This window comes from Alloalcanivorax marinus (assembly GCF_016906305.1).
Classification (GTDB): domain Bacteria; phylum Pseudomonadota; class Gammaproteobacteria; order Pseudomonadales; family Alcanivoracaceae; genus Alloalcanivorax; species Alloalcanivorax marinus.
In genome coordinates, this window is sequence record NZ_JADDOL010000027.1 from 22,756 (window position 1) to 33,887 (window position 11,132).

The following is an 11,132-nucleotide window of genomic DNA, read 5'->3' on the forward strand; positions in this document are numbered from 1 at the left end:
TGGAGGCGTCGGTTTCAGGTTTCCGCCCATTGACGCAGAAGGTTGTGGTAGACGCCGGTGAGTCGCAGCACCGCCGCTTCATCGCCGCCGGTTTGCTTGAGGCGGGTGATGGCGGTGTCCATGTCGAACAACAGGGTGCGCCGGGCGTCGTCGCGGATCATGCTTTGCACCCAGAAAAATGACGCCAGCCGGGCGCCCCGGGTGACCGGCTGCACCTGATGCAGGCTGGAGGCCGGATACAGGATCAGGTCCCCGGCGGGCAGTTTGACCTCGTGCTCGCCGTAGGTGTCGGCGACGATCAATTCGCCGCCGTCGTACTCCTCCGGCTCACACAGAAACAGGGTGCAGGACAGGTCGGTGCGCAGCTGCCTGCCCGGGAAACCGGTCTGATCGGGCAGCCGCATCACGGCCCCGTCCACGTGCATGCCGTAGGTGCCGCCGCCCTGATAGCGGTTGAAGCGGGGCGTCAGAATTTCCACCGGCAGGGCGGCGGCGAAGAACACCGGGTGGCGCGCCAGCGCCGCCTGGACCTGCTCCGCCAGCCGCCGCCGCAGCGGAGACGCCTCCGCCAGCTGCTGGTTGTGTTTCACGGCGGCGCCCTGGGCGCCCACCGTTTCCCGCCCGTCCACCCACTGAACGCTGGTTTCCAGGGCCTGGCGTATCGCTTGGACTTCCTTGGCGTCGAGGACTTCGGGCACGTGCAGCAGCATGGTCGGACGGCATCAATAGTGGATGTTCACGGACAGCAGCGCGGTGCGCGGCGTACCCGGCGTGTAGCGATAGCCGCTCTTGTTGATGGCGGCCACGTACTCCTCGTCGAACAGGTTATAGACATTGAGCTGCAGGTCCACATTGCGGTTGAGCGGGTAGCGCGCCATGGCGTCGGCCACCCAGTAGCCTTCGGTGTGGTCCGGCGTGCCCACGGCGCCGTCGCGGCCGCGTTTCAGGCCGCCGGTGTAGCGCGCGCCGGCGCCCACGGTGAGGTCGAACGGCAGCCGGTAGGTGGTCCAGCTGGTAAAGGCGTGCTCCGGTGTGTAGGTCAGGCGGCTGCCGCCGTCCTGGGACTGGGCCGCGCCTTCCTCCACGGTGGCGTTCATGGTGGTGTAGCCGGCGCTCAGGTTCCAGTTGGGCGTGATGTTGCCGACCACCGACACCTCCACCCCCTGCACGCGCTTTTCCCCGGTCTGGTAGTAATTGCCGTCGGTGGGGTCCTGCTCCACCAGATCGCTGACCTCGGTGCGGTACAGGGCGGTGGTCAGCAGCAGCTGGTTATGGGCCAGCTTCCACTTGGCGCCCACTTCGGCGGTACGCGCCTTCTGCGGATCGTAATTGGCGTTGTCGGCGCTGCGCTCGCTGTCGCTGAGCTGCAGGTTCTCGCCGCCGGGGGGCTGGTGGGACACCGCGTAGTCGGCGTACAGATTGAGCCAGGGCGTGGTCTTGTGCAGCACCCCGGCCTTCCAATTGAACAGGGTGTCGCTGCTGTCCGTGTCCACCGACGGCACCACGGTGCCCACCGCCTGGCCGGCGCAGGCCGCCGGGTCGCGGCCGCCGCCGGTACAGGCGGTGGTGCTTTCGTAGTCGGCGCGATAGCGGTCCAGGCGCACGCCACCGTTGAGCTGCCAGTGTTCGCCGAAGGTCAGGGTGTCGAACAGATAGCCGGCCACCGTGTCGGTGGTGCCTTCGCCACGGCTGCCGTCCTTGCTGGCGCCGTAGTAGAGGTTGTCGTTCGGGTCGTAGAGCGAGGCGTCGGGCACGGTGGGCCGGCTCAGGCCGCGGGTCTCGATTTCCTCGCGGGTGACCTCCACGCCATAGGACAGGGTATGCGACACCGAGCCGGTGTCGAGCTCGGTGACCAGGCCGGTCTGGTTGGTGAGGATGGTGTTGGTCTGATCCTTGAGGTTGGGCAGACGTCGCACCGTCCAGTCCGCCGGGTCGGTGGAGCCGTTGGCGTTGACCCCCATGATGGCGGTCAGGCGGTAATCCTGTCGGGTACGGCCCCAGCGCAGGGTGTTGTGCAGGCGGGTCCGGTCGGTCAATTCGTATTCGAACAGCACCGTGGCCATTTTCACCTCGGCGTCATCGTGGTCGGACTCGGCGCCGTAGAAGTTTTCGCTGTCCACCTTGGGCGCCTCGCTGATCTGCGGGAACGCCGGGTCCGGGGTGGTGTAGCCGGGCAGGCCCACGGTGGAGACGCCGCCGTCGGGTATGTTGTTCTGGGTAATGTGGAGAAAATTGAACGCCAGCCGGGCGCGCTCGTTGAGGTCCAGTGTGAGGGCCGGGGCGATGCCCCAGCGGCTGTTGTTGACCGTGTCGCGGCCGGCCACGTCGCTGTCCTGGGCCATCAGGTTCAGGCGCCCCGCCAGGCTGTCGGTCAGCCGGCGGTTCAGGTCCAGGGTGGTGCGTTTCTGGCCGTCGCTGCCGCCGGTCAGGGACGCGGCGCTGAGGTCGCCCTGAAACGCCTGTTTGGTGGCCAGATTGATGGAGCCGGTGGGCGCGGTGCGGCCATAGTCGGCGCCGGCCGGCCCCTTGATGACTTCCACCTGCTCGGTGTTGAACACGTCCCGGGAGATCGACCCCAGGTCACGGACGCCGTCCACGAAAATCGAACCGGAGCTGTCGAAACCGCGCATGTACACCGAATCGCCGGTGGTGCTGGCGCCGTTCTCGCCAGCGTAGAAGGTGCCCACCCCGGGGCTGTTGCGCAGGGCCTCGGTGAGGGTGGTGGCCTGCTGGTCGTGCATCAGCTGCTTGTTGATCACTTGAATGGTGCGCGGGGTTTCCGAGATCGGTTGGGTGAATTTGGGGGTGGTCAGCCGGTCGCTTTTGTAGTTCCCGGTGTGCGGTGATTGCACCGACACCTCGTCGAGCCGGTAGGCGGCCGGGGTATCGTCCGGCAGGCCGGCGGCGCCGGCGGTGGAGGCCATCAGGCCGGTCAGGACGGCGCTGCCCAGGGACAGGCTTTGGGAAACGGGGCGGCGCGCCACCGGATGTTTGCGACGGGTGATATAAGCCATGAAATCCAGTTCTCATTCATAACGGATGGAGACGCCGCGGCAAGCGCAAGGGCGGCGTGATTCAGGTCGGCATGAACGGAGCTGGCGTTGGCTGGCGATGGGTCAGCGAACCTGTCCCCCGATCCCCAGCGGATCGGATCGTCGAAGATGCTATTGGCAATAAGAATGAGTTTCAACCGCATTAATCGGCTGGAGCGCCGAAGGCACCGGCGGCAGGGCCGCCGGCGCACGGCGTTCGGGGCGGATCAGGGGTGGGTGGCGAACACCCGCACGCCGTCGTCGCCGTAGAGCAGCACGTCATAGGCGTCGCGGCGGTCGCCCATTTCCATGCCGGGGGAGCCCACCGGCATGCCCGGCACGGTGAGGCCGTGGGCGTCCGGGCGCTCTTCCAGCAGCCGCTTCACGTCCTCGGCGGGCACGTGGCCCTCGATGGCGTAGCCGTCGATAAAGGCGGTGTGGCAGGAGCCCATGCCCGGTTTCAGGCCGGCTTTTTCCTTGATGGATTGCAGGTTCTGGGTCTCGTGCACCTTCACTTCGAAGCCGTTGTCGCGCATGTGCTCGGCCCAGGCCGTGCAGCAGCCGCAGCTCGGCGATTTGTACATTTCCAGAGTGCCGGCGGCGGCCAGGGTGCTGGTCAGAAACAGGCCGGCGGCGATCATCAAACGGGTCATGAGAATCTCCTTTTTTCTCTTTTCTAGTGAACAATCAGAGTGCCCTGGTACATCTGCATCTGGCAGGTGAACCGGTAGGTGCCCGGAGTTTTGGGCGTCAGGGTGACGGGGGTTTTCTCGCCCACCGGCAGGGTCTCGCTGACGTCCAGCTTGTGGAAGATCACCTGCTCGGCGCAGGGGCTCGGGTCGCGCCGGTCGAAGCGCAGCGTGAGCGTCTCGCCGGCCTCGGCTTCGATGACCGAGGGCTCGTAGACGCCGTCCTCCACCACGATGTCGATGGCGCCGCCGCTGGCCCGTTTCGCCGGGCGGCCCTTGGCCGACAGCCAGAACCACCACACGATCAGGGCCATCAGCGCCAGCCCGGTGGCATTGACGAGAATACTCATGAGCGACCTCCCTTCCGGCCACGGGGTTTGAACAAGCGCAGCCGGTTGGCGTTGCTGACCACGGTCACCGAACTCAGCGACATGGCGGCGCCGGCGATCACCGGGCTGAGCAGCCAGCCGGTGAAGGGGTAGAGCAGGCCGGCGGCCACCGGTACGCCCAGGCTGTTGTAAACGAAGGCGCCGAACAGGTTCTGTTTGATATTGCGCAGCGTCGCCCGGGAGATCGCCATGGCGTCCGCCACGCCGTGCAGGGAGCCGCTCATCAGCGTGATGGACGCGGACTCGATGGCCACGTCGGTGCCGGTGCCGATGGCGAAGCCCACGTCCGCCTGGGCCAGGGCCGGGGCGTCGTTGATGCCGTCGCCGACCATGGCCACCTTGCGCCCCTGATGCTGCAGCTTCTCCACCTCGCGGGCCTTGTCCTCGGGCAACACTTCGGCCAGTACCCGGTCGACGCGGGCCTGGCGGGCGATGGCGTCGGCGGTGGCCTGGATGTCGCCGGTGATCATCACCACCTGAATGTCCCGGTCGCGCAGCCGGGCGATGGCCTCGGCGGCGTCCGCCTTGATGCGGTCGGCCACGCCCAGCACGCCGATGACGGTGTCGTCTCGGGTCAGAAACAGGGGCGTGGCGGCCTCTTCGCTGAGCCGTCGGGCGGCCTCCTTCAGGCCCGGGGCCACGCCTTCCTCGTCCAGCCAGCGGCGGTTGCCCAGGCGCAGCAGCGCGCCGTCCTGGCGGGCGCTCACGCCCTTGCCATTGAGGGCGCGGAAGTCGCTCACCGGCGCCGTCTTCAGGCCGCGTTCCCCGGCGGCGTCCAGGATCGCCCGCGCCAGCGGGTGCTCGGAGCCGGCCTCCAGGCTGGCCGCCAGGCGCAGCACGGTGTCCTCATCCTGGCCCTCGGCGGCGATCACCCGGGTCACCGAGGGCCGGCCCTCGGTGATGGTGCCGGTCTTGTCGAGCACCACGGTGTCCAGCTCGGCGGCGGTCTGCAGGGCGGCGTCCTGGCGGATCAGGATGCCGGACTCCGCCGCCTTGCCCACCGCCACCATCACCGACATGGGCGTGGCCAGGCCCAGGGCGCAGGGGCAGGCGATGATCAGCACGGTCACCGAGGCCACCACCATGTAGGCGGCCACCGGTTGCGGGCCGACGTTGTACCAGATCAGCGCGGTGGCCACGGCGATCAGCAGAATGGTGGGCACGAACACGCCGGCCACGGTGTCCGCCAGCCGGCCGATGGGCGGCTTGGCGCCCTGGGCTTTCTTGACCAGATCGATGATCCGCGCCAGGGCGGTGTCGGCGCCCACCCGGGTGGCGCGGTACACCAGGGTGCCGCTGCCGTTCAGGGTGCCGGCGGCCACCGTGTCGCCTTCGGCTTTCGCCACCGGCCAGGGCTCGCCGGTGAGCATGGATTCGTCCACCTCGCTGTCGCCTTCCAGCACCTCGCCGTCCACGGCGATGGTCTCGCCGGGGCGCACGCGCAGGCGGTCGTCCACCTGGATGTCCTCCACCGGCACGTCGTGCTCGCCGTCGTCGTCCAGGCGGCGGGCGGTCTTGGCGCCCAGGTTGAGCAGCCGCTTCACGGCGGCGCCGGTCTTGCCCCGGGCGCGCAGCTCCAGGGCCAGGCCCAGGTTCACCAGCCCGATGATCATCGGGCTGGCCTCGAAGTAGACGTGGCGGGCCATCTCCGGCAGCAGGCCGGGGGCGATCACCACCAGCGTGGAGTAGCCCCAGGCGGCGCCGGTGCCCACCGCGATCAGGGTGTCCATATTGGCGTTATGGTGACGGAACGCCTTCCAGGCGCCGACGAAGAAATGCCGCCCCGGAAACGCCAGCATCAAAAAGGTGACCACCGACACCGCGCCCCAGCCCCACTGGCTGGCGGTGCCGGCTTCCACGGTCATGGTGCCGCCGAACCAGCCCCACAGCATGATCGGCAGGCCCACCGCCAGGGCCACGCTGGTCTGGCGCACCAGCTTGCGGTACAGCTGGCGTTCCTGTTCCTCGCGGTCTTCCTCGGCGCGGGCCGGGTCGCGCACCGGCGCCGCGTCGTAGCCGGCGCTCTGTACCGCGCGCACCAGATCGTCCGGCCGCGCGCTGCCGCGTACCCGGGCGGTGTGGTTGGCCAGGTTCATGCTCGCCTGGCGCACGCCGGGCACGGCGTGCAGGGCGTCCTCGATGGTGCGCACGCAGGAGGCGCAGTGGGCGCCGGTCACCGACAGGGACAGGTCCTGGTCGTCGTCGCGGTCGGCCGGCGGTGGCGGTGAATCCGGGGGCGGCGGTGGCGCGTCCGGTTCGTCGTCCTCGGCGGCGTAACCGGCGTCTTCCAGGGCCGCGCGCAGGGCGCCCCGGTCGGCGTCGCCGTCCACGGTGACCGATTGTTGCTGCAGATCCACGTGTACCTCGCGTACCCCGGCGACGGCGCCCAGCGCCTTCTCGATGGTCCTGACGCAGTGCTGGCAGGTGGCGCCGTGGATGGCAAGGGTTTGACTGTTCATGGTGGTCTCCAATGCAAGAAGCCTCGGACTGTCAGTATCCAACCCCCGGGTAACCCCCAGGTCAACCGGGCGCCCCTTCGTGAAGGGCCTGTGACAATGAAAACTTTTATAAAAGCGCCGTGCTTTCGCGATCTGGTGACTGGCGCGGCACCCGGCCCCCATGGAAGATGAGCCTCGTTCGACAGTCGCCAACTTAAGCGAGGACATGGACATGTTGAAGAAAACCCTGATCGCTTCCGCGATTGCCGCCGGCACCCTGGCCAGCCTGGGCGCCCAAGCGCAAAGCACCACCCCGGTACGGGACAATGGTTTCTCCTACACCTACGGTCAGTTCGGTTATGACCGCTGGGATTACGACAACGGCCCGGACGTGGACGTGCTGACCGGCGAGGGCGCCTTCGCCCTGGACGAGCATCTGTTTCTGCGTGGCGGCCTGAGCTTCTACGACGGCGACTACGACAGCCCGGGCAGCGACGACGTGGACGGCAACCGTGTCTACGTGGGCGCCGGTTTCCACACCCCGCTGCAGCGCGGCCTGGATCTGGTGGGTACCGCGGACGTGATCCGCGACGACAACGATTTCAACGATGAGGAATGGGGCTACGCGCTGCGCGCCGGCCTGCGTCATCAAACCACCGATATGCTGCAGCTGTCCGGTGGTGCCATCTACGAAGACATCTACGATGGCAACTTCGGCGTCTATGGCCAGGGTCTGGTGGAACTGAACCGGGCCTGGGACGTGGGCGCCCGGGTGAGCTTCACCGACGATTCCGACAACATCGGTCTGTTCGGTCGCTACAACTTCTGACGACCGACGCGAACCCGAATCCCTCCCCCGCCGGCGAGGCTCAGGCCCGCCGGCTTTTTTTTTGTTCATCGCCCCGCTTCTGCGGTCTGGAAACGGCGGGCTTCTTCCACCAGCCACTCCTGGAAGCGCGCCACGGTTTCGTTGCCGCGCTGGCTGTCCGGCACCACGAACTGATAGGCGTCGGTGCTGCGGAAGCTGTGCCGGAACGGAATCACCAGCTGCCCGCTGTCCAGCTCGCGGGTGATCAGGAACGGCGGAATCAGCGCCACCCCCAGCTTCTGGATGGCCGCCTCGGCAAGCATGGTGAACAGCTCATAGCGGGGCCCGGCCATGTCGCGCTCCACCTTCAGGCCCAGGGAATCGAACCAGGCCCGCCACATATAAGGCCGCGTGGTTTGCTGCAGCAGTGGCAGACGGGCGATGGCCTCGCCGTCCAGGGCGCCGTCGCCGGCCAGGTCCGGATGGCACACCGGCACCGGCTCCTCGTGCATCAGCGCCGTGGCGGTGGTGCCCGGCCACTGGCCGTCGCCGAAGTAGATGGCGGCGTCGAAACGGGTGTCGGCGAACAGGAACGGGCGGGTTCGGTTGGTCAGGTTCACGGTCACGTCCGGATTTTGCTCGCGGAACGAGGCCAGCCGGGGCAGCAGCCAGCGGGTGCCGAAGGTGGGCACCAGGGCCAGTTCCAAAATGTTATTCGTGCCGTGTTTGCCCATGGCGGCCAGGGTGTCCCGTTCCAGTTCGTTGAGGCGGGCGCTCACCTGGCGACTGTAGTGCTGGCCGGCGGGGGTCAGCTGCACGCCCTGGCGGCCACGGCGAAACAGCTTTACGCCCAGGAATTCCTCGAGCCCGTTGATCTGCCGGCAAATCGCGCTCTGTGTGAGGGAAAGTTCCTCGGCGGCCTTGGTGAAGCTCTGGTGGCGGGCGGCGGCTTCGAACCCCACCAGGGCGGTGGTGCTGGGAATCTTGCGGCGCATGGTCTCTCCGGGGGTGGGTCCTTGAAGTGAGGAAAACGCACAACGGGATGAATATTAATCGCTTGCGGAGTGGGATAACAGGTCCATAGGATGGACGCCCTTTACGGGTCCCGCCCTCGCCGCGGCGCCCTATATCAACAAATGCATAGGTGGACATCATGGCGAATCAGGCTTCGTTCAACTGGGAAAGCCCCCTGCTGCTCGATCAGCAGCTCACCGAAGACGAACGCATGGTGGCGGACTCCGCCCGCCAATACTGCCAGGACAAACTGGCGCCCCGCGTGCTGGAGGCCTTCCGCCACGAGAAGACCGACCCGGCCATTTTCCGCGAGATGGGCGAGCTGGGCCTGCTCGGCGCCACCATTCCGGAAGCCTACGGCGGTGCCGGCATGAACTACGTGTGCTACGGCCTGATCGCCCGCGAGGTGGAGCGCGTGGATTCCGGTTACCGGTCCATGATGAGCGTGCAGTCCTCCCTGGTGATGGTGCCGATCAACGAATTCGGTTCCGAAGAGCAGAAGCAGAAGTACCTGCCCAAGCTGGCCAGCGGCGAGTGGATCGGCTGCTTCGGCCTGACCGAGCCGGACCACGGCTCCGATCCCGGCAGCATGGCCACCCGCGCCAAGAAAGTGGACGGCGGCTACCGCCTGACCGGCGCCAAGATGTGGATCACCAACAGCCCGATCGCCGATGTGTTCGTGGTCTGGGGCAAAACCGAGGACGGCAAGATCCGCGGCTTCATCCTGGAGAAAGGCTGGGAAGGTCTGTCCGCGCCGGCCATCCACGGCAAGGTGGGCCTGCGCGCCTCCATCACCGGTGAGATCGTGATGGACAACGTGTTCGTGCCGGAAGAGAACATGCTGCCCAACGTCACCGGCCTGAAGGGTCCGTTCACCTGCCTGAACTCCGCCCGCTACGGCATCGCCTGGGGCGCCCTGGGCGCCGCCGAGTTCTGCTGGCACACCGCCCGCCAGTACACCCTGGACCGCAAGCAGTTCGGCCGCCCGCTGGCCGCCAACCAGCTGATCCAGAAGAAACTGGCCGACATGCAGACCGAGATCACCCTGGGCCTGCAGGGCTGCCTGCGCCTGGGTCGCATGAAGGACGAAGGCACCGCGGCGGTGGAGATCACCTCCATCATGAAGCGCAACTCCTGCGGCAAGTCCCTGGACATCGCGCGCCTGGCCCGCGACATGATGGGCGGCAACGGCATCTCCGATGAATTCGGCGTGGCCCGCCACCTGGTGAACCTGGAAGTGGTCAACACCTACGAAGGCACCCACGACGTGCACGCGCTGATCCTGGGCCGCGCCCAGACCGGCCTGCAAGCGTTCGCCAACTAAGCGCTTCGGAGAAGTCTGATGTCCGGAGCACTGTCCCACCTGCGCGTGCTGGATCTGTCCCGCGTTCTGGCCGGCCCCTGGGCCGGTCAGATCCTGGGCGACCTGGGCGCCCGGGTGATCAAGGTGGAACGGCCCGGTCGCGGGGACGACACCCGTGGCTGGGGCCCGCCCTACCTGAAGGATGGCGACGGCGGTGACACCGACCAGGCCGCCTATTACCTGAGCGCCAACCGCAACAAGGAATCCGTGGCCATCGACATCACCCGCCCGGAAGGCCAGGCGCTGGTGCGCAAGCTGGCGGCGGAATGCGACGTGGTGCTGGAGAACTTCAAGGTCGGCGGGCTCAAGCGCTACGGGCTGGACTACGACAGTCTGAAGGCGGTGAACCCGAAGCTGATCTACTGCTCGATCACCGGCTTCGGCCAGGACGGCCCCTACGCCAGCCGCGCCGGCTACGACTTCATGATCCAGGCGCTGGGCGGGCTGATGAGCCTGACCGGTCGCCCGGACGGCGAGGCCGGCGCCGGGCCGATGAAAGTGGGCGTGGCGCTCACCGACATCACCACCGGCCTGTACGCCACCATCGCGGTGCTGGCGGCCCTGACCCATCGGGATCGCACCGGCGAAGGCCAGCACCTGGACATGGCGCTGTTCGACGTGCAGGTGGCCTGCCTGGCCAACCAGGCGATGAATTTCCTGACCACCGGCCGCTCACCCCAGCGCGCCGGCAACGCGCACCCGAACATCGTGCCGTACCAGGATTTTCCCACCGCCGACGGGGATCTGATCCTGACCGTGGGCAACGACGACCAGTTCGCCCGCTTCTGCGAGGTGGCCGGTCACCCGGAATGGGCCGGGGACCCGCGCTTCGCCACCAACCGTTCGCGGGTGGAGCATCGCGAGGTGCTGGTGCCGCTGCTGCGCCAGACCACGGTGATGAAGACCACCCGGGAATGGCTCGATGCCCTGGAAGCGGTGGGCGTGCCCTGCGGGCCGGTGAACACCCTGGAACAGGTGTTCGAGGATCCCCAGGCCCAGGCCCGTGGCCTGCGCCGCGAGATGGCGCACCCGGCCGCCGGCACCGTGCCCACCGTGGCCAGCCCACTGCGGCTGTCCGCCACGCCGGCCCAGTACCGGCGCCCGCCGCCGCTGCTCGGCGAGCACACCCGCGAAGTGCTGGGTGATTTGCTGGGCATCGATGAGGCGGGGCTGGAAACCCTGTTCGCCGAGGGCGTGGTCGCCTGAGGCAGAATCCGCGCGGCCTTCGATCTCGGGCCGCGCCGCGCTGACAGAGAGATCTGCCTTGACTTGGCCGCTCCGTTCCCTCGGAGCGGCCTTTTTTTTGGTTCATCGCGCTTTGCCGGGAAATCGATGCGGGAGATCTCTATCCGGGACGCGGATCTGTGTGGGGGCCTTCCGGGAACGCCGCGAGTACGTC

The 11,132-nt window shown here is 67.6% G+C and carries 9 protein-coding genes; 3 read left to right on the forward strand and 6 right to left on the reverse strand.

Annotated features, from left to right (window positions below):
• Positions 1 to 14: 14 nt before the first annotated feature.
• The 5 genes from IM760_RS16805 to IM760_RS16825 all read right to left on the reverse strand — a co-directional run bounded on the left by IM760_RS16805 (position 15) and on the right by IM760_RS16825 (position 6,569).
• On the reverse strand, positions 15 to 710 hold the full coding sequence (locus tag IM760_RS16805) for a Fe2+-dependent dioxygenase (protein ID WP_204431408.1): 696 nt from the start codon (positions 708 to 710) through the stop codon (positions 15 to 17).
• 12 nt (positions 711 to 722) lie between these two features.
• Positions 723 to 3,014 carry a catecholate siderophore receptor Fiu gene (locus tag IM760_RS16810; protein ID WP_204431409.1) on the reverse strand — a complete coding sequence of 764 codons (2,292 nt, stop codon included), beginning with the start codon at positions 3,012 to 3,014 and terminating at the stop codon, positions 723 to 725.
• A 245-nt stretch (positions 3,015 to 3,259) separates the two neighbouring features.
• Positions 3,260 to 3,685, reverse strand: a complete 426-nt coding sequence (locus tag IM760_RS16815) for a DUF411 domain-containing protein (RefSeq protein WP_239549944.1) — start codon at positions 3,683 to 3,685, stop codon at positions 3,260 to 3,262.
• A 23-nt stretch (positions 3,686 to 3,708) separates the two neighbouring features.
• On the reverse strand, positions 3,709 to 4,071 hold the full coding sequence (locus tag IM760_RS16820; RefSeq protein ID WP_204431410.1) for a cupredoxin domain-containing protein: 363 nt from the start codon (positions 4,069 to 4,071) through the stop codon (positions 3,709 to 3,711).
• Positions 4,068 to 6,569: a heavy metal translocating P-type ATPase gene (locus tag IM760_RS16825; protein WP_204431411.1), complete on the reverse strand. Its 2,502-nt coding sequence runs from the start codon at positions 6,567 to 6,569 to the stop codon at positions 4,068 to 4,070. The genes IM760_RS16820 and IM760_RS16825 overlap by 4 nt, the downstream gene beginning before the upstream one ends.
• A 211-nt stretch (positions 6,570 to 6,780) precedes the next feature.
• Between IM760_RS16825 and IM760_RS16830 the strand changes: the two genes are divergently transcribed.
• On the forward strand, positions 6,781 to 7,377 hold the full coding sequence (locus IM760_RS16830; RefSeq protein WP_204431412.1) for an outer membrane beta-barrel protein: 597 nt from the start codon (positions 6,781 to 6,783) through the stop codon (positions 7,375 to 7,377).
• A gap of 65 nt (positions 7,378 to 7,442) precedes the next feature.
• Here IM760_RS16830 and IM760_RS16835 read toward each other — a convergent pair whose 3' ends face one another.
• Positions 7,443 to 8,351 carry a LysR family transcriptional regulator gene (locus IM760_RS16835; protein WP_204431413.1) on the reverse strand — a complete coding sequence of 303 codons (909 nt, stop codon included), beginning with the start codon at positions 8,349 to 8,351 and terminating at the stop codon, positions 7,443 to 7,445.
• A 158-nt stretch (positions 8,352 to 8,509) separates the two neighbouring features.
• On the opposite strand from IM760_RS16835, the gene IM760_RS16840 reads away from it, so the two are divergent.
• Positions 8,510 to 9,694 carry an acyl-CoA dehydrogenase gene (locus IM760_RS16840; protein WP_204431414.1) on the forward strand — a complete coding sequence of 395 codons (1,185 nt, stop codon included), beginning with the start codon at positions 8,510 to 8,512 and terminating at the stop codon, positions 9,692 to 9,694.
• Positions 9,695 to 9,712: 18 nt separating this feature from the next.
• On the forward strand, positions 9,713 to 10,939 hold the full coding sequence (locus tag IM760_RS16845) for a CaiB/BaiF CoA transferase family protein (protein WP_204431415.1): 1,227 nt from the start codon (positions 9,713 to 9,715) through the stop codon (positions 10,937 to 10,939).
• Positions 10,940 to 11,132: the final 193 nt, after the last annotated feature.